General features: G+C 56.7%; 25 protein-coding genes and 1 riboswitch. Of the genes, 12 read left to right on the top strand and 13 right to left on the bottom strand.

Going from position 1 to position 24,801, the window contains the following annotated elements:
* Window positions 1–12: 12 nt before the first annotated feature.
* Window positions 13–1,362 carry a lysine-sensitive aspartokinase 3 gene (lysC, locus tag KB890_RS12860; protein ID WP_004146591.1) on the bottom strand — a complete coding sequence of 450 codons (1,350 nt, stop codon included), beginning with the start codon at window positions 1,360–1,362 and terminating at the stop codon, window positions 13–15.
* A 179-nt stretch (window positions 1,363–1,541) separates the two neighbouring features.
* Window positions 1,542–1,777: riboswitch (Lysine riboswitch) on the bottom strand.
* Between the two features lie 349 nt (window positions 1,778–2,126).
* Between lysC and pgi the strand changes: the two genes are divergently transcribed.
* On the top strand, window positions 2,127–3,776 hold the full coding sequence (gene pgi, locus KB890_RS12855; protein WP_002884631.1) for a glucose-6-phosphate isomerase: 1,650 nt from the start codon (window positions 2,127–2,129) through the stop codon (window positions 3,774–3,776).
* 49 nt (window positions 3,777–3,825) lie between these two features.
* On the opposite strand, the gene KB890_RS12850 is transcribed toward pgi, so the two are convergent.
* The 6 genes from KB890_RS12850 to KB890_RS12825 form a co-directional block, all read right to left on the bottom strand.
* The gene (locus KB890_RS12850) at window positions 3,826–4,281 is read right to left on the bottom strand and encodes an acyltransferase (RefSeq protein ID WP_004178265.1); all 456 of its coding nucleotides are present in this window, start codon (window positions 4,279–4,281) and stop codon (window positions 3,826–3,828) included.
* A gap of 8 nt (window positions 4,282–4,289) precedes the next feature.
* On the bottom strand, window positions 4,290–4,799 hold the full coding sequence (locus KB890_RS12845; protein ID WP_004177856.1) for a GNAT family N-acetyltransferase: 510 nt from the start codon (window positions 4,797–4,799) through the stop codon (window positions 4,290–4,292).
* A 107-nt stretch (window positions 4,800–4,906) separates the two neighbouring features.
* Window positions 4,907–5,287, bottom strand: coding sequence for a Rid family detoxifying hydrolase (locus KB890_RS12840; protein ID WP_004178266.1), 381 nt, complete (start codon window positions 5,285–5,287; stop codon window positions 4,907–4,909).
* 20 nt (window positions 5,288–5,307) lie between these two features.
* Window positions 5,308–5,628: an AzlD domain-containing protein gene (locus tag KB890_RS12835; protein WP_004177855.1), complete on the bottom strand. Its 321-nt coding sequence runs from the start codon at window positions 5,626–5,628 to the stop codon at window positions 5,308–5,310.
* Window positions 5,621–6,361 carry an AzlC family ABC transporter permease gene (locus tag KB890_RS12830; protein WP_004178267.1) on the bottom strand — a complete coding sequence of 247 codons (741 nt, stop codon included), beginning with the start codon at window positions 6,359–6,361 and terminating at the stop codon, window positions 5,621–5,623. The genes KB890_RS12835 and KB890_RS12830 overlap by 8 nt, the downstream gene beginning before the upstream one ends.
* Window positions 6,362–6,444: 83 nt before the next feature.
* Window positions 6,445–7,722, bottom strand: a complete 1,278-nt coding sequence (locus KB890_RS12825; RefSeq protein WP_004178268.1) for an L-cysteine desulfidase family protein — start codon at window positions 7,720–7,722, stop codon at window positions 6,445–6,447.
* Window positions 7,723–8,095: 373 nt separating this feature from the next.
* Here KB890_RS12825 and psiE point away from each other — a divergent pair, with 373 nt between their 5' ends.
* The gene (psiE, locus tag KB890_RS12820) at window positions 8,096–8,506 is read left to right on the top strand and encodes a phosphate-starvation-inducible protein PsiE (protein ID WP_002884721.1); all 411 of its coding nucleotides are present in this window, start codon (window positions 8,096–8,098) and stop codon (window positions 8,504–8,506) included.
* A gap of 191 nt (window positions 8,507–8,697) precedes the next feature.
* On the opposite strand, the gene malG is transcribed toward psiE, so the two are convergent.
* The 3 genes from malG to malE all read right to left on the bottom strand — a co-directional run bounded on the left by malG (window position 8,698) and on the right by malE (window position 12,455).
* Window positions 8,698–9,588, bottom strand: coding sequence for a maltose ABC transporter permease MalG (malG, locus tag KB890_RS12815; RefSeq protein WP_002884725.1), 891 nt, complete (start codon window positions 9,586–9,588; stop codon window positions 8,698–8,700).
* A 14-nt stretch (window positions 9,589–9,602) separates the two neighbouring features.
* Window positions 9,603–11,147, bottom strand: a complete 1,545-nt coding sequence (gene malF, locus KB890_RS12810; protein WP_002884726.1) for a maltose ABC transporter permease MalF — start codon at window positions 11,145–11,147, stop codon at window positions 9,603–9,605.
* Between the two features lie 117 nt (window positions 11,148–11,264).
* Entirely contained in the window at window positions 11,265–12,455 is a 1,191-nt protein-coding gene (gene malE, locus KB890_RS12805; protein ID WP_002884740.1) for a maltose/maltodextrin ABC transporter substrate-binding protein MalE, read from the bottom strand.
* A 370-nt stretch (window positions 12,456–12,825) separates the two neighbouring features.
* On the opposite strand from malE, the gene malK reads away from it, so the two are divergent.
* The 5 genes from malK to ubiA all read left to right on the top strand — a co-directional run bounded on the left by malK (window position 12,826) and on the right by ubiA (window position 17,910).
* Window positions 12,826–13,935: a maltose/maltodextrin ABC transporter ATP-binding protein MalK gene (gene malK / locus KB890_RS12800; protein WP_002884743.1), complete on the top strand. Its 1,110-nt coding sequence runs from the start codon at window positions 12,826–12,828 to the stop codon at window positions 13,933–13,935.
* An 83-nt stretch (window positions 13,936–14,018) separates the two neighbouring features.
* On the top strand, window positions 14,019–15,308 hold the full coding sequence (locus KB890_RS12795; protein ID WP_002884747.1) for a maltoporin: 1,290 nt from the start codon (window positions 14,019–14,021) through the stop codon (window positions 15,306–15,308).
* 114 nt (window positions 15,309–15,422) lie between these two features.
* Window positions 15,423–16,346, top strand: coding sequence for a maltose operon protein MalM (gene malM / locus KB890_RS12790; protein WP_004151749.1), 924 nt, complete (start codon window positions 15,423–15,425; stop codon window positions 16,344–16,346).
* 187 nt (window positions 16,347–16,533) lie between these two features.
* Entirely contained in the window at window positions 16,534–17,031 is a 498-nt protein-coding gene (ubiC, locus tag KB890_RS12785) for a chorismate lyase (RefSeq protein WP_002884807.1), read from the top strand.
* Window positions 17,032–17,043: 12 nt separating this feature from the next.
* On the top strand, window positions 17,044–17,910 hold the full coding sequence (gene ubiA / locus KB890_RS12780) for a 4-hydroxybenzoate octaprenyltransferase (protein WP_004221868.1): 867 nt from the start codon (window positions 17,044–17,046) through the stop codon (window positions 17,908–17,910).
* Window positions 17,911–17,958: 48 nt separating this feature from the next.
* Here ubiA and plsB read toward each other — a convergent pair whose 3' ends face one another.
* The gene (gene plsB, locus KB890_RS12775; protein ID WP_004178269.1) at window positions 17,959–20,382 is read right to left on the bottom strand and encodes a glycerol-3-phosphate 1-O-acyltransferase PlsB; all 2,424 of its coding nucleotides are present in this window, start codon (window positions 20,380–20,382) and stop codon (window positions 17,959–17,961) included.
* A 128-nt stretch (window positions 20,383–20,510) separates the two neighbouring features.
* On the opposite strand from plsB, the gene KB890_RS12770 reads away from it, so the two are divergent.
* The 3 genes from KB890_RS12770 to dinF all read left to right on the top strand — a co-directional run bounded on the left by KB890_RS12770 (window position 20,511) and on the right by dinF (window position 22,996).
* Window positions 20,511–20,879, top strand: coding sequence for a diacylglycerol kinase (locus KB890_RS12770; protein WP_002884819.1), 369 nt, complete (start codon window positions 20,511–20,513; stop codon window positions 20,877–20,879).
* Window positions 20,880–21,001: 122 nt separating this feature from the next.
* Window positions 21,002–21,610: a transcriptional repressor LexA gene (gene lexA / locus KB890_RS12765; protein ID WP_002884822.1), complete on the top strand. Its 609-nt coding sequence runs from the start codon at window positions 21,002–21,004 to the stop codon at window positions 21,608–21,610.
* Window positions 21,611–21,679: 69 nt separating this feature from the next.
* Window positions 21,680–22,996: an MATE family efflux transporter DinF gene (gene dinF / locus KB890_RS12760; RefSeq protein WP_004186472.1), complete on the top strand. Its 1,317-nt coding sequence runs from the start codon at window positions 21,680–21,682 to the stop codon at window positions 22,994–22,996.
* Between the two features lie 19 nt (window positions 22,997–23,015).
* Here the strand turns inward: dinF and KB890_RS12755 are convergent, their stop codons facing one another.
* Window positions 23,016–23,165, bottom strand: a complete 150-nt coding sequence (locus KB890_RS12755; RefSeq protein ID WP_004219133.1) for a hypothetical protein — start codon at window positions 23,163–23,165, stop codon at window positions 23,016–23,018.
* Window positions 23,166–23,230: 65 nt separating this feature from the next.
* On the opposite strand from KB890_RS12755, the gene KB890_RS12750 reads away from it, so the two are divergent.
* Window positions 23,231–23,440, top strand: a complete 210-nt coding sequence (locus KB890_RS12750) for a CsbD family protein (protein WP_004151747.1) — start codon at window positions 23,231–23,233, stop codon at window positions 23,438–23,440.
* Between the two features lie 95 nt (window positions 23,441–23,535).
* On the opposite strand, the gene zur is transcribed toward KB890_RS12750, so the two are convergent.
* Window positions 23,536–24,051, bottom strand: coding sequence for a zinc uptake transcriptional repressor Zur (zur, locus tag KB890_RS12745; protein ID WP_002884931.1), 516 nt, complete (start codon window positions 24,049–24,051; stop codon window positions 23,536–23,538).
* A 249-nt stretch (window positions 24,052–24,300) separates the two neighbouring features.
* Here zur and KB890_RS12740 point away from each other — a divergent pair, with 249 nt between their 5' ends.
* Entirely contained in the window at window positions 24,301–24,789 is a 489-nt protein-coding gene (locus tag KB890_RS12740; protein ID WP_002884935.1) for a cupin domain-containing protein, read from the top strand.
* Window positions 24,790–24,801 lie beyond the last annotated feature (12 nt).

Genomic DNA, 24,801 nt, shown 5'->3' with positions numbered 1-24,801 from the left:
TGCTAAGGAATTTTATTCAAACAAATTATGATGCAGCTTCTGCACAACCTTCTCCGCATCGTCGCCCGGCACCAGGAAGCACAGGTTGTGGCTGGAGGCGCCATAGCAGATCATGCGGATGTTAAACGGCTCGAGGACGCCAAAGACCTCTTTGCCGACGCCGCAGGCTTTCGACAGCTCATTGCCAATCAGGGCGACCAGCGCCAGATTTTCTTCCACTTCCACGCGGCACAGCGAAGAGAGCTCGGTCAGCAGCGCCTGGGTCAGCAGGGTATCGCCCGCAGAGGTCGAGCCGGTGGTGTCCATGGTCAGGGCCACGCTCACTTCGGAGGTGGTGATCAAATCAACTGAGATGTTATGGCGCGCCAGAATACCGAACACTTCGGCGAGGAAGCCGCGGGAGTGCAGCATATTCAGGCTGTGCAGCGTCAGCAGCGTTTGCCGGCGACGCAGCGCCAGCGCGCGGAACAGCGGCGGGTTCTCGGTGGTTTTACACACCAGCGTACCGCCCGCTTTAGGCTCTTTACTGGAGCCGACAAACACCGGGATATCGCTGCGCACGGCAGGCAGCAGGGTCGCCGGATGCAGCACTTTGGCGCCAAAGGTGGCCATTTCCGCTGCCTCTTCAAAGGCGATGACGTCGATGCGTTTCGCCGCCGGCGCGACGCGCGGGTCGGTAGTATAGATCCCCGGGACATCGGTCCAGATATCGACGCGGGTGGCATTCAGCGCTTCGCCGAGCAGAGCGGCGGTATAATCGCTGCCGCCGCGGCCGAGGGTGGTGGTGCGGCCTTTCGCTTCGCTGCCGATAAAGCCCTGGGTCACCACCAGGCCTTCCGCCAGGCGCGGCGCCAGCTGCTGCTGGGTCAGTTCGGCGACGGCGGCGATGTCCGGTTCGGCGCGGCCAAAGCGATCGTTAGTGCGCAGCACTTTACGGGCGTCAAACCACTGCGCCTGAATACCGCGTTCACGCAGAATTTCCACAAACAGCAGGGTGGACATCAGTTCGCCATGGCTGACCAGTTCGTCGGTCAGGGCGGTTGAGGAGGCGAGCGCGGCGGCTTCCGCCAGCGTCGTGATATTTTCCAGCAAGCGCTCAATCTCTTCGCGGATCACGTTGGGATAACGCAAACGCTCCAGAATATTGAACTGGATCTGACGCAGAGCGTCCAGCTGGGAAAAACGTTCGGTGGGTTCCAGCCCTCCCGCTAAGGCCACCAGAATGTTGGTCACGCCGGCAGAGGCGGAGAGCACAACAATACGGGTATTGGCATCGAGCAGCGCCACATCGATGCTGCGGTTCATTGCGTCAAAATCAGCAACGCTGGTGCCGCCAAATTTGGCGACGACTAGATCTGTCATAACAACCTCGTGTCAGGGGGCCTGACTTATTAAAACGATTCCTGAGCACCGATCCTGGCAGGGGCTGGACGCCGCCGGATCGCAACAAAATGTCTTAATAAGCCAGGCCAAATTATTCAGCCATGGCACAAGGGAAGAGCGATAAACAGGGTGGCGCAGAGTGATAAACAACTACGATGTCACCCAGAAGTGCTCCACCTTGTAGACCCGACTCACCGCTTTGGGCGCTGAGGTGTTCGGGTATGAAACGCCCGACTGCGAACGTTTCTGGTGACAACCCAGGGGATTCAGCCCCTGTGGCCGGCGAGGAGCGTGACCAGACGCTCTTTCACCTCGGCGTTGCTCCCCCTCACGTATCTTCCCCGGACTGGTTCCTCCAATACGGTTACCTGGGCAACGCACCTCTTCTGGCAATTACTGACGTCTTTCACCTGGCCGGGGGAACAGGGACATTATATCCCCCGCGAATACCCTTTCGCTGTAGCGTGAAATGCGCGAGCAATAGATACCTACCAATACGTAAGCACTGCGGATATATAAAGGCTTAACGCCAGCTATGTCAACGCTGCGGTTATGCGGATTTTTCATGCCTCTGCGGCTAACAGAAAAAAGCCTTATGATAGCTATACTAATGGGGCCTTTTACTCCGTTTTGACCCGATTCCTGACCGGCGTCAGGGTCAAGTCACAAAAATCATCACAATTTTCCGTCACCGGCGCTACAATCGACCGAAGTCACAATCTCAAATCAGAAGAGTATTGCTAATGAAAAACATCAACCCAACGCAGACCTCTGCCTGGCAGGCATTACAGAAACACTTCGACGAAATGAAAGATGTCACTATCAGCGAGCTTTTCGCCAAAGATAGCGACCGTTTTTCTAAATTTTCCGCGACGTTCGACGATCTGATGCTGGTGGACTTCTCCAAAAACCGCATCACTGAAGAGACGCTGGCTAAACTGCAGGATCTGGCGAAAGAGACTGACCTGGCGGGCGCTATCAAGTCGATGTTCTCAGGTGAGAAGATCAACCGCACCGAAGACCGCGCGGTACTGCACGTCGCGCTGCGTAACCGCAGCAATACGCCGATTGTGGTTGATGGCAAAGATGTGATGCCGGAAGTGAACGCTGTGCTGGAGAAGATGAAAACCTTCTCCGAAGCGATTATCTCCGGTAGCTGGAAAGGCTACACCGGCAAACCGATCACCGACGTGGTTAACATCGGTATCGGCGGCTCCGACCTCGGTCCTTTCATGGTGACCGAGGCGCTGCGTCCGTATAAAAACCACCTCAACATGCACTTTGTCTCTAACGTCGATGGCACCCATATCGCCGAAGTGCTGAAGAACGTGAATCCGGAAACGACTCTGTTCCTGGTGGCGTCCAAGACTTTCACTACCCAGGAAACCATGACCAACGCCCACAGCGCGCGCGACTGGTTCCTGGCAACCGCGGGCGACGACAAGCACGTGGCGAAACACTTCGCCGCGCTTTCCACCAACGCGAAAGCGGTTGGCGAGTTCGGCATCGACACCGCCAACATGTTCGAATTCTGGGACTGGGTTGGCGGCCGTTACTCCCTGTGGTCGGCGATTGGTCTGTCCATCATTCTCTCCGTGGGCTTCGACAACTTCGTTGAGCTGCTGTCCGGCGCGCATGCGATGGATAAGCACTTCTCCACCACTCCGGCGGAGAAAAACCTGCCGGTGCTGCTGGCGCTGATCGGCATCTGGTACAACAACTTCTTCGGTGCGGAAACCGAAGCGATTCTGCCGTACGACCAGTACATGCACCGCTTTGCCGCTTACTTCCAGCAGGGCAACATGGAGTCCAACGGTAAGTATGTTGACCGTAACGGCCACGCGGTAGACTACCAGACTGGCCCAATCATCTGGGGTGAGCCGGGCACCAACGGTCAGCACGCGTTCTACCAGCTGATCCACCAGGGCACCAAAATGGTACCGTGCGATTTCATCGCTCCGGCTATCACCCACAACCCGCTGTCTGACCACCATCAGAAACTGCTGTCTAACTTCTTCGCCCAGACCGAGGCCCTGGCCTTTGGTAAATCCCGCGAAGTGGTTGAGCAGGAATATCGCGATCAGGGTAAAGACCCGGCGACCCTGGAGCACGTGGTGCCGTTCAAAGTGTTCGAAGGTAACCGCCCGACTAACTCCATCCTGCTGCGTGAGATCACCCCGTTCAGCCTCGGGGCGCTGATTGCCCTGTACGAGCACAAAATCTTCACCCAGGGCGCGATCCTCAACATCTTCACCTTTGACCAGTGGGGCGTTGAGCTGGGCAAACAGCTGGCTAACCGCATCCTGCCGGAGCTGAAAGACGGCAGCGAAGTTAGCAGCCACGACAGCTCTACTAACGGCCTGATTAACCGTTATAAAGCCTGGCGCGCATAACGCTTGCGCAGCTAAGACGGAATGCCGACCCTTTGGTCGGCATTTTTATTTATAGCCGCCGCAGCAGCCTCGCCGGATTCCCCGCCCACACGCCTTTCTCGGTAATGGACTTCGTTACCACGCTGCCCGCGCCTATCACCACCCCATCGCAGATGCTGACGGCCAGAATCGTGGCGCCGCTGCCGATCGACACGTCATCGCCAATCTCGATCCGCCCCCAGCTGGCGCGGTCGGCGTTTGGTTTACCCTCGCGAAACAGGTCGTTGGCAAACATCACGCCGTGACCGATAAAGCAGCGCTGGCCGATGGTGACGTACTCGCAGATAAAGGTATGGGATTGAATTTTACTGTTCGCGCCGATGCGGGTATTCCCCTGGATCTCAACGAACGGCCCGACGAAGACGTTATCGCCGAGCCGGCAATCATAGAGGTTGGCGGGCTGGTAAATAACGACATTTTCCCCACAAACGACGTTACGTACGCCGGTATCACGAAGCTCAGGCATAGTTCCTCTCAAATCGGTTTGGCCAGAATATGTAAGGTGCTTTGCTGGCTGGCGGAGTGGAAAGTCGTGTCTCTGATGTGCTGCATCCCCTGACGTTCGTAAAAACGGCGCGCGGCGGGATTCGCGGCGAGTACTTCCAGCCACAGCCAGCTTTCACCGGCCGTTTTTGCTCGCGTCTCGACGGCGTGAAAAATATGCTCGCCGTAGCGGTGGCCAGTCTTCCCCGGCATCAGGTAGAGCTTATGCAGCAGCGTACCAATCTTGCCGTCGTCAGCCATTCGCTGCTGATAGCTATATTTAGCGAAACCAACAGGAGAGGGGGCTTCGGCGATGAGCCAGTGTTGGGTCGCATCCGCAAGACTCCGACGTAGCGCATCTTCGGCATATTCTTGCTTAAGAAATAACGCCAGTTCATCGGCATCGCGCCAGAGATGAGCAAAGTGGTGATGATAGCTGGCATAGCCCATCGCGCTAAGCTGGGGCGCGTCCTCGGGACATGCCTGTCGAATAGTTAACATGCTGCGTTCCTCGCGTCGTTCTGCGGCTATATTGCCTGTAAAGTGAACAATGTGGAACGACAAAAATCGGTGGGAGAAGGCTGGAGGCGCTCCCTCCAGCCTGGGGGTTAGCGGGCGAAAGCGATCGCTTCGATTTCGACGCCGGCATCTTTCGGTAACCTTGCTACCTCCACACAGGAGCGCGCCGGAAAGGCCGCCTGGTGTTCGATAAAGAAGGCCTCGTAGGCGGCATTGATGGCGGCAAAATCCGCCAGGTCTTTGACAAACACCGTAGTTTTAACGATCTGCCCGACCGTGAGTCCGGCAGCTTCAACGATGGCTTTCACATTTTCCAGTGATTGCCGCGCCTGTTCGGCAATGTCCTCGGGCATGGTGCCGTCCAGCGGATTAATCGGCAGCTGACCGGAGGTGATGGTCATAGCGCCGAGATTGACGCCCTGCACGTACGGGCCGATAGCAGCAGGCGCGTCAGCGGTGGTAATAATCATACGGTTTATCCTTCAAACGGTTACATAAAATAATTTAACAACACCAGCGAGCCGACGCCGCTCACTACCACCCACACCAGACCTAAACGGAAGCTGGCGAGCGTGCAGATGATGGCGGCGATCACCTTCGGATTTTTTAAGTCGAACTCCATGCTGGAATTCACGCTCAGGATCTGAATGGTGATGATGGCCGGCAGAACGGTGACCGGCACGAAGCGTAGCGTTTTGGTCACCCGCTCGGACATCTGGATCTTGCCGGCCAGGCCGATAAACGAGAAACGGATGAGAAAAGTCACCGCGGCCATGCCCAGCGTCAGGGCGATAAAATAGCTATTACTCATTTTCCATCGCCTCCACTAACGGCATATCGGATTCGGTTTTTGCCATCTGCTTGCGCTCTTCCGCCAGGTCGACGCACAGGCCGGCGAGGACGCCAAGCACTGAGGCGACGACGATACCCAGCGAATAGGGTAGGACCACTAACAGCACGCCGGAAACGGCGGCTACAACCGCGGCGACGGTGCAGGCCTGGCTTTTAATTTGCGGCACCACGATGGCGATAAAGGCGGCGACCATGGCGAAATCGAGACCGTATTTCTCAATGTGGGGAAACGAGGCGCCGACCAGCGCGCCAAGAAAATCAGCCAGCACCCAAATCGCCCAGAAGGTAATCATCGCCGAACCATAAAACAGATATTTTTCCTTTTTATTTCCTTCCATCTCTTTGACGGTGGTGGCATACACCTCGTCGGTGAGCGCAAAGGACATAAAGCATTTTTTAAAGAATGAAGCTTCGCGCACGGTTCCGGAAATAGAGGCGCTATACAGCACGTGGCGAAGATTGATAATTAATGTGGTGAAAATAATCACGCCGAGCGTGGCGCCGGTTTTTAACATATTCAGTGCCAGCATTTGCGCCGAGCCGGCAATGACGATCGCCGACCACGCCGTACTCTGCCAGACGCTCATGCCCGCGCTAACGCTTAATGCGCCGACAATAAATGAAAATGGAAAGTCGCCGATGCATAGGGGCATAATAGCGCTGGCGCCGCGGAAGATGACTTTTTTATTCATCTGCTATACCTGCTAATTTATAAATAATAGTGTGGGTAGAGTACGTTAATCGGGGCCTGCTCTTTCAGGCCCGTGAAATGGTATTATTTAGCGACCATAATGCTGATAATTTCTTTATCGGTGAGAGTCATTGGTTTAATCACCAGACGGCACAGGTTATTAATAGTCTGCTCGACATCGGCGCAGACAATACCGTCATTGGCGCCAGCGCAGCTATTTTGCATTGCCATTAGTACCGCCTTAAAGGCGCTGGAGACCACTGACGAGACTTTCATCGCGCAGCTGTTGGAAGCGCCATCACAAATCATGCCGGTAATATCGCTGACCATATTAATAATTGCGGTATTAATGGTGTTGATATCGCGGGTAAACAGCCATGCCATACCGGCGGCGGCGCCCATAGCGGCGGTTGAGGCTGCGCATAGCGCAGATAAGCGCGTATAACGAGAATGAATTGAGATGGCAGTGAGATGAGAGAGAGACAAAGCGCGAGCCAGGGTCTCTTCATCGACGCCAAGATGCTCTGCAACCACCACTACCGGCATGGTTGCTGTAATGCCCTGATTGCCTGAGCCGAAGTTTGACATCGCTACCACCGGCGCGCCGCCCATGCGGGCATCTGAAGCGGCGACGGTGTTGATGATCACCTTGCTTAACAGATCGTTGCTCATCAGGCCGTTTTTCACTGCGTCAGAAAAGGTACCGTTAATGTTCAGGCCATATTTTTTTGTTTTGCCTTCTGCCGCCAGCGCGGAGTTTAAGCGCGCGGCGTCGAGAATAAAGCGAATATCATTAAAGTCGACGCGATTAATAAATTCGTAAGCTTGTTGTAGCGAGAAAGTGGGCAGCGTTTCGCGCTGGGTGCGCGTATTCTGTTTTTCGCTTAATGGCTGCGGCTGGCCATTAATATAAAGTTCGACCACGTTGGTGTGGGTTCCTTTGACCACGACACGACAGCAATTCTCGCCAGCAGAGAGGGTTAAATCGAGATGGATAAAATCCGGGGTCTCTTCGACGGCAATATCAACGGCGTTATTGGCGATCAGCTTCTGCGCCATTTCAACGTGTCGCGGAGTGATATCTTCCAGCGTTTTTAATCCCTTTTGCGGGTCGCCGCCAAATGCGCCAATTGCGGCTGCCAGCGGTACACCGCAAACGGTGGTGCCGGGTATGGTGACGCCCATCGCGTTTTTATAAAGATTGGCGGAAATAAAACCGCTAATTTTTGTGCAAGGCTGATCCAGATATTGTGCGGCGTAGGCGGCCGCGAAGGAAATAGCGACGGGTTCAGTACAACCTAAAGCCGGGGCGACCTCTTGTTTGAGCCATTTTACGTACAGGGAAGCGTTATCGGTGTTCATAATGATTTAATGTCCAAAATTAAATTTTATTCAGCTGCGATAATGCTAAGACAAAAGATAAGAAAAAACTTACCCTAATAACCATAAAAAGACTGTGGTTTGGAGAAAAATATTATCTTACGGGAGGTTTTAAGATACACCTGTTTCAAAAAGTAAACTTTTTATATTTCAGTTAGTTGGGTTGATTCGTTCTAAGCGTAACGGATGATTTTGTTAATCTGCTCACAGCGTTGCTGGAAGGACAATTTTCTCTTGTTCGTACTTTTCGAATCAATAGCCCGGAGATAGCGTAAGACGAAGGAATCATAGGTAGATCTGGATCACACTTTTGCGCTATACAGATCGACAACGTTCATGCATTTGAGGTGTCACTATGCCGTCGGTATATCGTCCGCTGGTTAATTTCGTTGCGAAGGCCATGCAGGCCGTGCTGAATCTGGCACTGCTGTGCCTGGGAATTATTCTGGTGGTGTTCCTGGGAAAGGAGACCCTGCATCTGGCGCACGTACTGTTTACGCCGGAGCCGGTGAGTAAGTACAAGCTGGTCGAAGGGCTGGTGGTCTATTTTCTCTACTTTGAGTTTATCGCGCTGATTGTTAAATATTTTGAATCCGGTTTTCACTTTCCACTGCGCTATTTCGTCTATATCGGTATTACCGCAATTGTGCGGCTTATTATCGTCGATCATGAGTCGCCGCTGGCGGTGCTCATTTACTCCGCGGCGATCCTGATCCTGGTGATTACGCTCTGGCTGTGTAACTCCAATCGCCTGAAACGCGAATAAAAAAAGCGGCCTCCAGGGCCGCTGACCAACAGTCACAAATAGAATTTATGTAGGGTCCAGTTGAGGATAGCAGTGGCATTGACCTTACTTTTTCAGCTGAGGGCGACGGCGACAATACCCGGTTGGGGTCGTGTATTGCGGCTAGACCGTCGGCCCTCCGCTGAAATTTGGGGCCGGTGTTACAAAAAAAATTAACCTTTCACTCCACCCGCCGTCAGGCCATTAACCAGCCAGCGCTGCGCCAGCAGGAAGACAACCGTGATCGGAATGGCGGAGAGCACCGCCGCGGCGGCAAAGTCGCCCCACAGATAGTTCTGCGGGTTGAGATACTGTTGCATACCTACCGCCAGGGTATAGCTGTTCACATCGCGCAGCAGCAGCGAGGCTACCGGCACTTCGGTGATGGCCGCGATGAACGACAGAATAAACACGACTGCCAGAATCGGCACCGACAGCGGCAGCAGCACCAGACGGAAAGCCTGCCATGGGGTCGCGCCATCCAGCGCCGCCGCTTCTTCCAGCGAGCCATCGATGGTTTCGAAGTAGCCTTTAATCGTCCAGACGTGCAGCGCGATACCGCCCATGTAGGCAAAGATGACGCCGCCGTGGGTGTTGAGGCCGACGAACGGGATGTACTGGCCCAGGCGGTCAAACAACGCGTACAGGGCAACCAGCGACAGCACCGCCGGGAACATCTGGAAAATCAGCATCCCTTTCAGCAGGGTCGCTTTCCCCGGGAAGCGCATACGGGCGAAAGCGTAGGCGCAGGTGGTGGAGAGGGCGACGATGCCGATCGCGGTGATCCCGGCGACCTTAATCGAGTTCCACAGCCACAGCAGGACCGGGAACGGCGGCGGCGTGACGCGGCCATCGGCGTGTTCGACGCTGAAGCCTAACGCCAGACGCCAGTGTTCCCAGGAGATGGTATCCGGGATCAGGCTGCCGGTGGCGAAGTTGCCTTCGCGCAGCGAGATAGCGATAACCATCAGCAGCGGAAACATAATCGCGGCGATAAAAATCAGTAGCAGGAGATGCGTGGTAAATAAACGTAGCTTCTGCGATTTGGGTTGGACCATAGCCATTGTCGTTATCTCCCTTAATCAAACTTCATGCGCGTGGCTTTCAGATTCACAATCGCTAACGCGCCAACCAGCAGGAAGATTAGCGTTGCGATAGCCGCCGCCAGGCCGAAGTCCTGACCGCCGCCGCCTTCAAAGGCGATGCGATAGGTGTAGCTCACCAGCAGGTCGGTATAACCGGCCGGGGTGGTGGTGCCGAGACGGTCCGGACCGCCGTTGGTCAACAATTGAATCAGGACGAAGTTGTTAAAGTTAAAGGCGAAGCTGGCGATCATCAGCGGCGTTAGCGGCTTAATCAGCAGCGGGAAGGTAATTTTAAAGAAGTTCTGGAACGGGCCGGCGCCATCCATTGCCGACGCTTCGTACAGATCGTCCGGAATCGCCTTCAGCAGCCCCATGCACAGGATCATCATGTACGGGTAGCCCAGCCAGGTGTTGACGATGATGATCATGGTGCGCGCGGTGGTCGGGTCGCTAAACCAGGCCGGCTTAATGCCGAACAGCGTGCTGAGCATCATGTTGATTTCACCAAAGCTCTGGTTGAACAGCCCTTTGAAAATCAGAATCGAAATAAACGACGGTACGGCGTACGGCAGAATCAGCAGGACGCGATAAATCGCTTTGCCTTTCAGCGCTTCCCACTGCACCAGGCAGGCGAGGATCATCCCCACCGCGACGGTCAGCACCACGGTCAGCACCGAGAACACCACCGTCCAGACGAAGATCGCGAAGAACGGTTTCTGAATGCCTTCATCGTGGAAGACGCGGGTAAAGTTGTCCCAGCCGATAGTCACAGTGTAGCCCGGGCTCAGCTTCTCATTGCCCCAGCTGCCGTCGGCGTTAATTGACTGGTAGAAGCCGACGTCGTTGTTCGGGCGGTATTTAACGTGGGTCTGATTGTTGGTCAGTACCCCGTCTTCGCCGAGGGTATACAGAGGCTGGGTACCGGAGAACTGGCGCAGGGAGCTCATGATGACTTTGCTGTCATCCGGCAGCACAGCGGTCAGCTGGTTCAGCGCGGTGCGATTCTGGGTAATCACGCGCAGGTTGGCGCGCTCGCCTTCCGGCAGGGCGTCGGTTTCTTTTAACGCCAGCTTCTGCTCGCCGCCAAATTTAAAGGCGTCAGAAAGGTAGTTTTTACCGCTTTCGCCGTCGGTCAGCGCCAGCTTCCACTCGTCACCCGCAGGGATCAGCGTGAAATTATAGGCTTTGCCGGCCTGGAAGGAACGATCCATCAGCACCTGCTGCGCACGCTCAAAGGTCAGCTGGTTGGTGCTGCTGTAGTTGGTAAACGCGATAGCGATAGTGCAGATCAGCGGAAACAGGACAAACAGGCCCATGCCGGCGAGGCCGGGATAAACATAGCGCCAGGCATAAGCCTTGCGATTAGCGAAAATATACAGGCCAACTGAGCTTAAAATCAGCGTCATGATGGCGAACAGGTACTCCCCCTGGGCGTACATCAAAACAACAAGGTAACCCACCAGCAGGCACAGTAAGCCAATCACAGACCATGTGAGTTGCGGGCTTTGCCACCAGTGTCTCTTTTTAACGGCATCCATGGGGATCATCCTCTACAGCGGTGAAAACTTATTTGTCAGGTGGCGCTTCGCTTACCTGACCTACGGTCCGAGCCGTAGTGGTAGGGCGGGTAGGCGCACGCGCCACCCGCCGTTTTCTTACTTAGTGATACGGCTCTGTGCATCTTTCAGCGCAGCATCGACAGTCTGGCGACCGCTGGCGGCGTTGATAACCGCGGTACGAACGGCATACCAGAAGGCAGACATCTGCGGGATGTTAGGCATGATTTCGCCTTTCTGGGCGTTCGCCATGGTGGCAGCGATGCGCGGATCTTTTTCCAGTTTTTCCTGGAAGGATTTCAGCGCCACGGCACCCAGCGGTTTGTCGTTGTTAACGGCTTCCAGACCCTGATCGGTCATCAGGTAGTTTTCGAGGAACTCTTTGGCCAGCTCTTTGTTCGGGCTGGCGGCGTTGATCCCCGCGCTCAGCACGCCAACGAACGGTTTCGATGGTTTGCCTTTAAAGGTTGGCAGCAGGGTCACGCCGTAGTTAACCTTGCTCTTATCGATGTTAGACCACGCCCACGGACCGTTGATGGTCATCGCGGTTTCGCCTTTGTTGAAGGCCGCTTCCGCGATGGAGTAGTCGGTGTCGGCATTCATGTGCTTGTTCTTGATCAGGTCAACCAGGAAGGTCAGGCCCGCTTTCGCGCCTGCGCTGTCCACGCCGACGTCTTTCACATCGTACTTGCCGTTTTCAAACTTGAACGCGTATCCGCCGTCGGCAGCGATCAGCGGCCAGGTGAAGTACGGTTCCTGCAGGTTGAACATCAGCGCGCTCTTACCTTTCGCTTTCAGTTCTTTATCCAGCGCCGGGATCTCTTCCCAGGTCTTCGGCGGGTTCGGCACCAGGTCTTTGTTGTAAATCAGGGACAGGGCTTCGACTGCGATCGGGTAGGCGATCAGTTTGCCGTTATAGCGAACCGCATCCCAGGTGAACGGATAGAGTTTGTCCTGGAACGCTTTGTCCGGGGTGATTTCCGCCAGCAGGCCCGACTGCGCGTAGCCGCCGAAACGGTCATGCGCCCAGAAGATGATGTCCGGGCCGTCGCCGGTCGCCGCAACCTGCGGGAATTTCTCTTCCAGCTTGTCCGGGTGTTCTACGGAAACTTTAATGCCGGTGTCTTTTTCAAACTTTTTACCCACTTCAGCGAGGCCGTTGTAGCCTTTGTCGCCGTTAATCCAGATAACCAGCTTACCTTCTTCAATTTTTGCGAGGGCAGAGGCGGAAAACATCATCGTGGTCAGTGCCGACAGCGCGAGGATGCGAGCGCCAGTTTTGATTTTCATATACCCGTCCTTTTTGGTGTTGTACTCGTGGATACACTTCGGTGGCTTAACGATGATGAGTTTCCTTTTTTAACAACCCCTTTCCATCCTCCCCAGGTCTACGCCCCACCCGCTGGTTGTGTGATCTCCATTGCAAAAACGGCCGTATTGCGTCCTGGAGCACAGAAAAAAGCGCCCAATTTTGTCGCCTCCATCACGAAATCACGCTCCGCCCGCCATCCCCCGCGGCGAGAGCCAATCTCTCATCCTCCCATCTCCTCCCCCATAAAAAAGCCGGGGGGTGGAGGATTTGCCTGCGTAATGAATGCCGCATAGTCGACCCATCTTGAATGTGACTGTTAGTGACAGGTTGTAACGAAGGGAGAAGGGCATGGCGAGCGTACAGCTGCGAAATGTAACGAAAGCCTGGGGTGACGTGGTGGTATCGAAAGATATCAATCTCGATATCCACGAAGGGGAATTCGTCGTGTTTGTCGGGCCATCGGGCTGCGGCAAATCTACCCTGCTGCGTATGATTGCCGGGTTAGAAACTATTACCAGCGGGGACCTGTTTATCGGTGACACCCGCATGAACGAGATCCCACCGGCAGAACGCGGCGTTGGGATGGTATTCCAGTCTTATGCACTCTATCCCCACCTTTCCGTTGCGGAAAATATGTCGTTTGGCCTGAAGCTGGCCGGCGCGAAAAAAGATCTGATTAACCAGCGGGTGACTCAGGTTGCGGAAGTGCTGCAGCTGGCCCATCTGCTGGAGCGTAAACCGAAAGCCCTCTCCGGCGGTCAGCGCCAGCGCGTGGCGATTGGTCGTACGCTGGTGGCAGAGCCAAGCGTTTTCCTGCTGGATGAGCCGCTTTCCAACCTCGATGCCGCCCTGCGCGTCCAGATGCGTATCGAAATCTCCCGTCTGCATAAGCGACTGGGCCGCACCATGATCTATGTCACCCACGATCAGGTGGAAGCGATGACCCTCGCCGACAAGATCGTGGTCCTCGACGCCGGCCGTGTGGCGCAGGTTGGGAAACCGCTGGAGCTCTATCACTATCCGGCTGACCGCTTCGTTGCCGGCTTCATTGGTTCACCGAAGATGAACTTCCTGCCGGTCAAAGTCACCGCGACGGCTATCGATCAGGTGCAGGTTGAACTGCCGAACCGTCAGCAAATCTGGCTACCGGTGGACAGCGCCAACGTGCAGGCGGGCGCCAATATGTCCTTAGGTATTCGACCGGAGCATTTACTGCCCAGCGATATCGCCGATGTAACCCTTGAAGGCGAGGTCCAGGTCGTCGAACAGCTCGGTCACGAAACGCAAATTCATATCCAGATCCCCGCCATCCGTCAGAACCTGGTTTACCGCCAGAACGACGTGGTGTTGGTAGAAGAGGGAGCCACATTCGCTATCGGTTTGCCGCCAGAACGTTGCCATTTATTCCGTGAGGATGGCACCGCTTGTCGTCGGCTGCATAAAGAGCCGGGCGTGTAAGGCTTCCCATTAAAAAAGCGCGAACCCGGCTGGCGATATACCGGCGAAGCGTGCAAAGAAAAGCAATGATCTCAGGAGATAGAATGATGATTACTCTGCGCAAACTTCCTCTGGCGGTCGCCGTCGCAGCAGGCGTGATGTCTGCTCAGGCGCTGGCTGTCGATTTCCATGGCTACGCGCGTTCCGGCATTGGCTGGACCGGCAGCGGCGGCGAGCAACAGTGCTTCAAAGCGACCGGCGCTCAAAGTAAATACCGTCTTGGTAACGAATGTGAAACCTATGCGGAACTGAAGCTGGGCCAGGAGCTGTGGAAGGAAGGGGATAAGAGTTTTTATTTCGATACTAACGTTGCCTATTCCGTGAATCAGGAAGATGACTGGGAAAGCACCTCTCCGGCGTTCCGTGAAGCCAACATCCAGGGTAAAAACCTGATTGACTGGCTGCCGGGCTCCACGCTGTGGGCGGGTAAACGCTTCTATCAGCGTCATGACGTTCACATGATCGACTTCTACTACTGGGATATCTCCGGCCCGGGTGCAGGTCTGGAAAACGTTGACCTTGGCTTCGGTAAGCTCTCTCTGGCCGCTACCCGTAACTCAGAAAGCGGCGGCTCTTATACTTTCTCCAGCGATGACACCAAAAAATATGCTGCGAAAACTGCCAACGACGTCTTTGATATCCGTCTGGCGGGTCTGGAAACCAACCCGGGCGGCGTGCTGGAGTTAGGGGTCGATTACGGCCGTGCTAACCCGCAGGATGACTATCGCCTGGAAGACGGCGCGTCGAAAGACGGCTGGATGTGGACCGGTGAACATACTCAGTCTATCTGGGGCGGCTTCAACAAGTTTGTGGTTCAGTACGCCACTGACGCAATGACCTCCTGGAACAGCGGCCACTCTCAGGGGACCAGCATCGATAACAACGGCAGCATGATCCGCGTTCTGGATCACGGCGCGATGGACTTCAACGATGACTGGGGCCTGATGTACGTGGCAATGTACCAGGACGTGGATCTGGACAGCAAGAACGGTTCTACCTGGTACACCGTGGGTGTCCGTCCGATGTACAAATGGACGCCGATCATGAGCACCCAGCTGGAAATCGGTTACGACAACGTGAAATCCCAGCGTACCAGCGAAAACAACAACCAGTACAAAATTACTCTGGCTCAACAGTGGCAGGCAGGCAACAGCGTCTGGTCTCGTCCGGCTATCCGTATCTTCGCAACCTACGCGAAGTGGGATGAAAACTGGGGCTACAGCAACACCTCCGGTCTGCAGACGAAAGACAGCAGCGGAAGCGGCGCTTTCACCTCCAGCCGCGGTGACGACAGCGAAGTTACCTTCGGTGCCCAGATGGAAGTGTGGTGGTAATACCGTCCGCAGGACGGGTGTAACCTGGGAGGGGCGTCAGCCCCTCCTGATTATTCAGGGTTAGCGCGCTATTGCCTGGCTACCGCTAAACCGATGCTATCCAAGGTGAGAAGAATGAAAATGAAGAAAACTCTCGTCGCTCTGTGTTTATCCGCAGGGATGTTGGCATGCGTGCCGGGGATGAGCCTTGCCGATGTTAACTTTGTACCGCAGAACACCAGCGCCGCGCCGGCTATTCCAGCCAGCGCGCTGCAGCAGCTGATCTGGACGCCTGCCGATCAATCAAAGACGCAGAGCGTTGATTTAACCACCGGCGGTCAACGCCTGGATGTCCCGGGGATCGTCGGACCGGTCGCCGCCTGGAGCGTGCCGGCCAATATCGGTGAGCTGACCCTGACGCTCGACAGCGAACTGAACAAACATAAGCAGATTTTTGCGCCGAACGTGCTGATTCTCGACCAGAACATGACGCCCGCGGCGTTCTTCCCCAGCAATTACTTTACCTATCAGCAGCCGGGCGTGATGACCGCTGACCGCCTGGGCGGCGTGATGCGCCTGACCCCGGCGCTGGGCCAGCAAAAGCTCTATGTGCTGGTGTTTACCACTGAAAAAGATCTCCAGCAGACCACGACCCTGCTGGATCCGGCGAAAGCCTATGCCAAAGGCGCCGGCAATGCGGCCCCGGATATCCCGGATCCGATCGCTAAACATACCACCGATGGCGTGCTGAAGCTGAAAGTGAAAACTAATAGCACTTCCAGCGTGCTGGTAGGGCCGCTGTTCGGCTCCTCCGGCCCGGGTCCGGTAACCGTCGGCAACACCGCGGCGCCGGTAGCCGCGCCAGCCGCCGCCGCGGCGCCGGCCGCCAAAAGCGAACCGATGCTCAGCGATACCGAAACCTACTTCAACAATGGTATTAAGCAGGCGGTGAAACAAGGTGACATCGACAAAGCCCTGAAATTGATGAACGAAGCTGAGCGCCTCGGCTCGAAATCCGCTCGTTCCACCTTTATCAGCAGTGTAAAAGGCAAGGGGTAATCGTCTCCCCACAATGCTGATGTTTAGGCACAGCCTTTAGGTGCATCCTCCGGGATGCACCTTTTTTTGCACGCGCGGCAGCCTGTTGCATGGCTGTTGCGTGAATGATCGTATATTGACGTTTGCCCGCCACCAACCGCCTATTCTGCGATACAATGCTTTCACGTTATGTACCGGAGAATCAGGCATGTCCCATCCTGCGCTTACGCGACTGCGTGCGCTGCGCTATTTTGCCGTTATGCCATCCCTGCCGCCGCCGCTAAGTGACTGGCTGCTGCTGGAGGACTCAATGACCCAGCGCTTTGAACAACAAGGAAAGCAGGTCACCGTGACCCTGGTTAACGAAGGGTATATCGGCCGTGACGCGCTGACTGACGAAGCGGCGCTGCTGCCCGACGAGCCGCGCTACTGGCTGCGGGAGATTATACTCAATGCCGATGGCGAGCCCTGGCTGGCCGGGCGCACGGTGGCGCCGGAGTCGACGCTGTGTGGTCCGGAGCTGGCGCTACAGCAGCTCGGGCAAACTCCGCTGGGCCGATACCTGTTTACGTCGTCGACATTAACCCGCGATTTTATTGAAATTGGTCGCGATGCAGCGCTGTGGGGGCGTCGTTCCCGCCTGCGGCTGAGCGGCAAACCCCTGCTGCTGACCGAGCTTTTTTTGCCTGCGTCGCCGTTGTACTAAGAGGAAGAAAAAATGGAGTGGAGTCTGTCGCAGAATAAGCTGTTGGCGTTTCATCGCCTGATGCGCACTGACAAACCGATCGGCGCTTTGCTGCTGCTGTGGCCGACGCTGTGGGCGCTATGGGTGGCCTCGCCGGGCGTCCCGCCGCTGTGGATCCTGGCGGTATTCGTCGCCGGCGTCTGGCTGATGCGCGCCGCCGGCTGCGTGGTGAATGACTATGCCGACCGAAAATTTGATGGTCACGTAAAGCGTACCGCCCGCCGTCCGCTGCCGAGCGGCGATGTCACCGAGAAAGAGGCGCGAACGCTGTTTATCGTGCTGGTGCTGCTCTCTTTCCTGTTGGTGCTCACCCTCAACACCATGACCATTCTGCTGTCGGTGGCGGCGCTGGCGCTGGCGTGGGTCTACCCGTTTATGAAGCGCTACACCCATCTGCCGCAGGTGGTGCTGGGCGCGGCCTTTGGCTGGTCGATCCCGATGGCCTTCTCGGCCGTCAGCGAATCACTGCCGCTGAGCTGCTGGCTGATGTTCCTCGCCAACATTCTGTGGGCGGTAGCCTACGATACCCAGTATGCGATGGTGGATCGCGATGACGACCTCAAGATCGGCATTAAATCGACGGCGATCCTGTTCGGTGAAAACGATCGACTGATTATCGGTATTCTGCAGGTAGCCGTGCTGGCGCTGATGGGCGCGGTGGGTTGGCTGAATGGGCTGGGCTGGGAATATTACTGGTCGCTGTTCGTGGCGGCGGGTCTGTTTGGCTGGCAGCAGAAGCTTATCTTCAATCGCGACCGCGATAACTGCTTCAAAGCGTTTATGAACAATAACTACGTCGGGCTGGTGCTGTTCCTCGGCCTGGCGATGAGCTACCTGTAACCTCCTGTCCGCTGCCCCCCGGCATTCCGGGGGGCAGCAAACGCCGCGTTACGCGTCGTCCTGCGTGACGCTCTCAATGGTCAGTCGGACATCCGACGTAATCAAGTCCGCCAGCATCCGATAAACCTTCAGGGTCTCTTCCGGCTCGGCGTCGCCGGTGTCGCTGATATAGCCTTCATCGCGCAGGGTCAACACCAGGGTGCTGAACACCGCTTTGTCGAAGAACTCCGGCGCATTGATGCCGTGTAGCACCGACAGACGCTGGGCCACGGTGCGACTCTCTTTTTCCAGCGAGCTGCGGTTGATCGCCGGGTTAGCGCTCAGCAGCCAGAAGGTGATGGCATAGCGCTGCAGCGTCTCGCGGGCGCCAGCGGCCAGCAGCTGCAGGGAGCGAGAGTGCGACGGGTTGAGGCTCATGACATCGCCATCGACGACGATCAGCTCCTGACGCAGCATCTCGGCAATCAGCGCATCCACCACTCCGGCCAGCTCCGCTTTTTCCCAGCGCAGGAACAGCTCGGCCTTGAGGAACGGATAGAGTGTTTCCACATGACGCAGCACTTCGGCGCGGCTGAGATGACGATGCTGAGTCACCAGAGCGGCTAACAGCGACGGCATCACCAGCATATGGGCGATATTGTTGCGATAGTAGGTCATCAGCACCGCCTGCTCGCGCGGCAGGATGATGATGTCGCCAATGGTGTCCTTCTCCACTTCGAACTTGTTCATCTGCAGCGCATGATCGATGAGCTCGCTGGCCGAAGCGGATGGGGCGGTCGCATCCGGAGAATAGGGCACATTGCGCAGCAGCGCGAGGTAGCACTCTAACTGCTGGGTGAGCTGCTCACGGGTCAGCGAACGCTGGCGGGAGGCCAGTAGCGCCGTACAGCACAGGTTCATGGCGTTGGCCGCGCCGGCGTTATTGATGCGCACCATCAGGTCAGCGGCGATGCTATTCACCGTCGGCGTCAGCCAGGAGGGGCGAACCGCTTCGATCGGGTCGATCGCTTCCCGCCAATCCGGCACATGCTGGTTAAGATAGGTCATCAGCGGCAGCGGTTCGCCGAAGTTAACGTAACCCTGGCCCAGGTTGCGCAACTTGCTTAAACCGCGCACCATCTGCGGCAGACTCTCTTTCTCTTTAGTGGCGCCGCGCAGCTCTTTGGCGTAGGTTCCTACCTCCATCACGTGCTCATAGCCGATGTAAATCGGCACCAGGGTGATCGGTCGGGTTCCGCCGCGCAGCATCGCCTGGATGGTCATCGACAGCGTACCGGTCTTCGGATCGAGCAGGCGGCCGGTACGGGAGCGGCCGCCTTCGACGAAATACTCCACGGAATAGCCGCGGCTGAACAGTTCGCCAAGGTATTCGCGGAACACGGTGGAATAGAGTTTGTTGCCCTTAAAGGTGCGGCGAATAAAGAAGGCGCCGAGGCGGCGGAAGATCGGCCCGGCCGGCCAGAAGTTGAGGTTGATGCCCGCCGCGATATGCGGAGGGACCAGCCCCTGATGGTACAGGACGTAGGAGAGCAGCAGATAGTCCATGTGGCTGCGGTGGCAGGGGACATAGACAATTTCATGGCCGTCGTGCGCCAGCTGGCGTACGCGCTCGGCGTTATGCACGTTGATGCCCTGGTACAGGCGGTTCCAGGTGAAGCCGAGAATGCGGTCGGTCAGGCGGATCATCTCGTATGAGAAGTTCGCCGCAATCTCTTCCATCAGCGCGATAGCGTTCTGCTGTGCCTTCTCGTGCGAAATTTTCTTGCTGCGCGCTTCGTCTTCCACCGCGCGGGCAATCGCTTTCGAGGCCAGCAGTTTATTAAACAGATCCTGGCGGGCCGGCAGACGCGGGCCGACGGCGGCCAGCCGCTGGCGGGCAAAATGCATGCGAGCGACGCGAGCCAGCTTCTGGGCGATGATCTTATCGGTACCGTGCTCATCCGCCATGCGGCGCAGCGAAACGGACGGCGAGAAGCGCACGAAACTGTCGCGGCCGAGCCAGGAGACGGCGAAAAATTTCTGAATGCCGTTCAGCATCCGCAGCGGCGGATTGACTTCTCCTTTCTCGCGACCCGGCGAACGGCCGAACATGACCGAAACCGGCACCATTTGCACATCGAGGTCCGGATGGTTGCGGTGCAGATCGAGGTAATCGTGGAACAGCTTGATGGACTCTTCTTTTGGCGTGTAATAAGTAAATACGCGCGGCCCACCGTGGATGAATACGTAACGCGGCAGCAGGGCGCCGTCGATTTCCAGCGGTTCAAGCGGGTCAGGTAAATCATGCGCCAGGCATTGGGCGCGCAGCGTCAGCAGGTCCGCCTTCGAATTATAGGGCAGGACGTACATGACCGGACGCGAGGTATCGAGTCCTAATTCCTGGGCAGGCTCTGCCGGAATAGACTTGCTTTTTACCAGCACCTGTAATGGTAAATTCAGTAATTTATAGTAAATTCGTTGCCAGCCGGACATAAACGATGTGAAGCCTCTGGTTAATCATGCAAATGCGCGGCAAGAATAACAGAAAGTGGGCAAAATTTCCGTTACCACGCGGCAAACGCGCACACTCATCGACGTCATTTACGTAAAAAGGTTTTGTGATGGCCAATAATACCACCGGGTTAACCCGGATCATTAAGGCGGCAGGTTACTCCTGGAAAGGATTTCGCGCGGCGTGGATCAACGAGGCTGCGTTTCGTCAGGAAGGCGTCGCCGCTATCGTGGCCGTCGCGGTAGCCTGCTGGCTGGACGTCGACGCCATCACCCGCGTATTGCTGATTGGCTCGGTCCTGCTAGTGATGATAGTCGAAATTCTCAACAGCGCGATTGAAGCGGTTGTGGACCGTATCGGCTCGGATTTTCACGAGCTTTCAGGGCGCGCCAAAGATATGGGGTCGGCGGCGGTTCTGCTGGCGATTATCATCGCGCTGATCACCTGGGGAACGCTGCTGTGGAGCCATTATCACTAACGTTCTTCGCTAACCCTCGCAAAATATGAACAATCCGCCGATTTTTGTGTGCCATGTGGTTCCAAAATCACCGTTAGCTGTATATACTCACAGCATAACTGTATATACACCCAGGGGGCGGAATGAAAGCGTTAACGACCAGGCAGCAAGAGGTGTTTGATCTCATTAGGGATCATATCAGCCAGACGGGCATGCCGCCGACGCGTGCGGAAATTGCTCAGCGCTTGGGGTTCCGTTCCCCAAACGCGGCGGAAGAACACCTGAAAGCGCTGGCGCGTAAAGGCGCGATCGAGATCGTCTCCGGCGCTTCTCGCGGTATTCGCCTGCTGACGGAAGAAGAGCAAGGCCTGCCGCTGATCGGCCGCGTCGCCGCCGGTGAGCCGCTGCTGGCGCAGCAGCATATTGAAGGCCACTATCAGGTCGACCCGTCGATGTTTAAGCCCAACGCCGATTTCCTGCTGCGCGTCAGTGGGATGTCGATGAAAGACATCGGTATTCTGGATGGCGATTTGCTGGCGGTCCACAAAACCCAGGATGTGCGTAACGGCCAGGTGGTTGTCGCGCGTATCGATGAAGAAGTGACGGTGAAGCGCCTGAAAAAGCAGGGCAATGTCGTTGAACTGTTGCCGGAAAACAGCGAGTTTTCCCCGATCGTCGTCGATCTGCGCCAGCAGAGTTTTACCATTGAGGGTCTGGCCGTTGGCGTGATCCGTAATGGAGAATGGCTGTAGCGCCTGCCTCTGCGCAGCGTCATCTGTTGCGTGACGCTGCGACGTTTTTCCTCAATCAGGTCCTCAAACATGCTGCTCAACGCTGCCGATAAAGCGCTGTGGCGTCTTGCCCTCCCTATGATTTTCTCCAACATCACCGTCCCGCTGCTGGGGCTGGTGGATACGGCGGTGATCGGCCACCTGGACAGCCCGGTATACCTCGGCGGCGTAGCGGTCGGGGCGACGGCCACCAGTTTCCTCTTCATGCTGCTGCTGTTCCTGCGCATGAGCACCACCGGGCTCACCGCTCAGGCCTGGGGCGCCAAAGATCCGCAGCGCCTGGCGCGGGCGCTGGTGCAGCCACTGGCCCTGGCGCTGGGCGCCGGGGTGCTGATTATCCTGCTTCGCCTGCCGCTAATTGACCTCGCTCTGCATATTGTCGGCGGCAGCGAGGCGGTGCTTGAGCAGGCGAGACGGTTTCTCGAAATTCGCTGGCTCAGCGCCCCCGCCTCGCTGGCCAACCTGGTGCTGCTCGGCTGGCTGCTGGGCGTCCAGTACGCCCGGGCGCCGGTTATTCTGCTGGTGGTGGGTAATCTGTTGAATATTGTGCTCGATCTGTGGCTGGTGATGGGCCTGCGGATGAACGTCCAGGGAGCGGCGCTGGCCACGGTCACCGCGGAGTACGCCACCCTCATTATTGGCCTGCTGATGGCGAAGCGGGTGCTGACGCTGCGCGGCGTGTCGCTGGCGATGCTGAAAGACGCCTGGCGTGGGGATCTGCGCCGTTTATTGGCGTTGAATCGGGACATCATGCTGCGCTCGCTGCTGCTGCAGCTGTGCTTTGGCGCGCTGACCGTATTCGGCGCCCGTCTGGGCAGCGACATCGTGGCGGTTAACGCCGTACTGATGACCATGCTGACCTTTACCGCCTACGCGCTGGATGGCTTTGCCTATGCCGTGGAGGCTCACTCCGGCCAGGCTTACGGCGCGCGCGACGGTAGCCAGTTGCTGGAGGTGTGGCGGGCGGCCTGCCGGCAGTCCGGCATGGTGGCGCTGGCGTTTGCCCTGATTTACAGCCTGGCGGGGCAGTACATTATCGCGTTGTTAACCTCACTGCCTTCCCTGCAGCAGCTGGCCGATCGCTATCTGATCTGGCAGACGATCCTGCCGGTGGTCGGCGTCTGGTGCTATCTGCTGGACGGCATGTTTATCGGCGCGACGCGCGGCGCTGAGATGAGGAACAGTATGGCGGTCGCCGCGGCGGGGTTTGCCGTGACGCTGCTTACGCTACCGGTGCTTGGCAACCATGGTCTGTGGCTGGCGCTGGCGGTGTTCCTCGCCCTGCGCGGCCTGTCGCTGGCGCTGATCTGGCGTCGTCACTGGCGACGCGGCACATGGTTTAGTTAGTCATCTCCCGTCATTGCCGTTAGCCGTGACCTTCCCCGGTCGCGCTACGCTTACAGGGCGATTCAATAGCCCGGCTCAGCGTGGCGCAAGCCGGGAACATCCTCTTCGCGTTATCCCGCGGTGCGATGGTTAAAAATTCCGAATAACGAATCGACGCCAGCATTCTCATCTATAGTTAATACCATGTCCGGCACAAAACGGGCTGTAAACCCACCGAATGATGAGGACGTTATTATGAATAAAGACGAAATCGGCGGTAACTGGAAACAGTTTAAAGGTAAAGCCAAGGAACAGTGGGGCAAACTTACCGATGATGATATGACCGTAATCGAAGGGAAGCGCGACCAGCTGGTCGGCAAAATTCAGGAGCGTTACGGCTATGAGAAAGATCAGGCTGAGAAAGAAGTCTCAGACTGGGAGCATAAGAACGACTATCGCTGGTAGTGTTCCTTGATCCGAAGAATGAAGCATTTGTGTTAGTGCCTGTCTGAATGGCGCACGGACGCGCCGTTAACCCTTTTTCCCGCTGCGGCAGACGCTCAGCGGGCTTTCTTTTTGAGCTGAATAGTATGATCGTGCTGGCAGTGTCCCGGGGTGCTGCAGGCTTCGACTTCCACGCAGCCCGCGCAAAGCCCGTGAGCTTCTATCACATTGTGGCGCAGGGCAAACCCCATGCGGGCCGCCAGCGTATGCATGATATCTTCCACCCCTTCCGCCGCTTCTTCTTTTACCACGCCGCAGCGGTCGCAGATAAACATGGCCGAGCTATGGGTCGGCTGGTCGAACAGATGGCACAGCACATAGCTATTGGTTGACTCTACCTTATGGACAAAACCCTGCTCGAGTAAAAACTCCAGCGCACGGTAAACCGTCGGCGGCTTCGCCTGCGGCTCTTTCTCACGTAGCAAGTCCAGCAGATCGTAGGCGCTGATTGCCCCTTGCTGCAGGCTCATCAGGCGCAACACTTCCAGACGCTGTGGAGTCAGGCGTACGCCGCGCTGTGCGCAAAGCTTTTCAGCATGCGCTAACATCTCTTGCGAAGGGGTCTTATCCATGAGCATCCTCGGATTGCGTGAATTTGAATCTGTTACTTTATCACGTTCCTCAGAAAACACCGAGAGCCGGCAGGTGATACGGGTCATACTTCAGGTTGTCGGCACCGGCGCCCGTCCCGAGCGCTGGCCGCTTATTCTCGAGCAGACTACGCCTTAGCCGCTCGCTAAAACCACCATGTCCGATTTAATCACAACACGCCCGACCCTGGGTATGCTATATCTGAAGTGTCTCATTTTCGGGAGAAAACGATGAAACGACCTGATTGCATTCGCCACTGGCGCGAACTGGAAGGGCCCGACGATGCTACTTATCCCGACAGCCCGGAGCGTTTTTCAATCGGCGCGCCGCTGGGGCGAGGTTTACGTCTCAACCGGCTGGGGATCCACCACGAGCGGCTGCCGCCCGGGCGGCGCACCTCTTATCCACACGCGGAGAGCGATGAGGAAGAGTTCATCTACGTGCTGGAGGGCTATCCGGAAGTGTGGATAAACGGCTATCTCTGGAAGCTGGAGCCCGGCGACAGCGTGGGTTTTCCCGCTGGTACCGGCATCTGCCACACCTTTCTCAATAACACCGAGCAGGAAGTTCGTCTGCTGGTGGTGGGCGAGGCCAACAAGAAGTACAACCGCATTTATTACCCGCTCAATCCCGGCTATGCCGCGACGCGCCAGGATCGTTGGGTTGACCATCCGCCGCAGTTCTTCGGTCCACACGACGGTAAGCCGCGGAAAAAGTAATCATTTCAGGTG

This window comes from Klebsiella sp. P1954, assembly GCF_018199955.1.
In the GTDB taxonomy this organism is placed as follows: Bacteria; Pseudomonadota; Gammaproteobacteria; order Enterobacterales; family Enterobacteriaceae; genus Klebsiella; species Klebsiella pneumoniae.
This window is presented reverse-complemented; position numbering and strand designations above follow the sequence as displayed.

What these genes read in the sequence shown, in the direction of transcription:
- KB890_RS12850 (WP_004178265.1), bottom strand. Translation starts at nt 4,281, where the DNA reads ATGCCTGAGCTTCGTGATACCGGCGTACGTAACGTCGTTTGTGGGGAA.
- dinF (WP_004186472.1), top strand. Translation starts at nt 21,680, where the DNA reads ATGCTGCTCAACGCTGCCGATAAAGCGCTGTGGCGTCTTGCCCTCCCT.
- ubiA (WP_004221868.1), top strand. Translation starts at nt 17,044, where the DNA reads ATGGAGTGGAGTCTGTCGCAGAATAAGCTGTTGGCGTTTCATCGCCTG.
- KB890_RS12835 (WP_004177855.1), bottom strand. Translation starts at nt 5,628, where the DNA reads ATGAGTAATAGCTATTTTATCGCCCTGACGCTGGGCATGGCCGCGGTG.
- KB890_RS12845 (WP_004177856.1), bottom strand. Translation starts at nt 4,799, where the DNA reads ATGTTAACTATTCGACAGGCATGTCCCGAGGACGCGCCCCAGCTTAGC.
- malE (WP_002884740.1), bottom strand. Translation starts at nt 12,455, where the DNA reads ATGAAAATCAAAACTGGCGCTCGCATCCTCGCGCTGTCGGCACTGACC.
- KB890_RS12740 (WP_002884935.1), top strand. Translation starts at nt 24,301, where the DNA reads ATGAAACGACCTGATTGCATTCGCCACTGGCGCGAACTGGAAGGGCCC.
- zur (WP_002884931.1), bottom strand. Translation starts at nt 24,051, where the DNA reads ATGGATAAGACCCCTTCGCAAGAGATGTTAGCGCATGCTGAAAAGCTT.
- malF (WP_002884726.1), bottom strand. Translation starts at nt 11,147, where the DNA reads ATGGATGCCGTTAAAAAGAGACACTGGTGGCAAAGCCCGCAACTCACA.
- pgi (WP_002884631.1), top strand. Translation starts at nt 2,127, where the DNA reads ATGAAAAACATCAACCCAACGCAGACCTCTGCCTGGCAGGCATTACAG.
- lysC (WP_004146591.1), bottom strand. Translation starts at nt 1,362, where the DNA reads ATGACAGATCTAGTCGTCGCCAAATTTGGCGGCACCAGCGTTGCTGAT.
- malM (WP_004151749.1), top strand. Translation starts at nt 15,423, where the DNA reads ATGAAAATGAAGAAAACTCTCGTCGCTCTGTGTTTATCCGCAGGGATG.
- psiE (WP_002884721.1), top strand. Translation starts at nt 8,096, where the DNA reads ATGCCGTCGGTATATCGTCCGCTGGTTAATTTCGTTGCGAAGGCCATG.
- lexA (WP_002884822.1), top strand. Translation starts at nt 21,002, where the DNA reads ATGAAAGCGTTAACGACCAGGCAGCAAGAGGTGTTTGATCTCATTAGG.
- KB890_RS12755 (WP_004219133.1), bottom strand. Translation starts at nt 23,165, where the DNA reads ATGAGAATGCTGGCGTCGATTCGTTATTCGGAATTTTTAACCATCGCA.
- KB890_RS12840 (WP_004178266.1), bottom strand. Translation starts at nt 5,287, where the DNA reads ATGATTATTACCACCGCTGACGCGCCTGCTGCTATCGGCCCGTACGTG.
- plsB (WP_004178269.1), bottom strand. Translation starts at nt 20,382, where the DNA reads ATGTCCGGCTGGCAACGAATTTACTATAAATTACTGAATTTACCATTA.
- KB890_RS12795 (WP_002884747.1), top strand. Translation starts at nt 14,019, where the DNA reads ATGATGATTACTCTGCGCAAACTTCCTCTGGCGGTCGCCGTCGCAGCA.
- malK (WP_002884743.1), top strand. Translation starts at nt 12,826, where the DNA reads ATGGCGAGCGTACAGCTGCGAAATGTAACGAAAGCCTGGGGTGACGTG.
- KB890_RS12830 (WP_004178267.1), bottom strand. Translation starts at nt 6,361, where the DNA reads ATGAATAAAAAAGTCATCTTCCGCGGCGCCAGCGCTATTATGCCCCTA.
- KB890_RS12825 (WP_004178268.1), bottom strand. Translation starts at nt 7,722, where the DNA reads ATGAACACCGATAACGCTTCCCTGTACGTAAAATGGCTCAAACAAGAG.
- malG (WP_002884725.1), bottom strand. Translation starts at nt 9,588, where the DNA reads ATGGCTATGGTCCAACCCAAATCGCAGAAGCTACGTTTATTTACCACG.
- ubiC (WP_002884807.1), top strand. Translation starts at nt 16,534, where the DNA reads ATGTCCCATCCTGCGCTTACGCGACTGCGTGCGCTGCGCTATTTTGCC.
- KB890_RS12770 (WP_002884819.1), top strand. Translation starts at nt 20,511, where the DNA reads ATGGCCAATAATACCACCGGGTTAACCCGGATCATTAAGGCGGCAGGT.
- KB890_RS12750 (WP_004151747.1), top strand. Translation starts at nt 23,231, where the DNA reads ATGAATAAAGACGAAATCGGCGGTAACTGGAAACAGTTTAAAGGTAAA.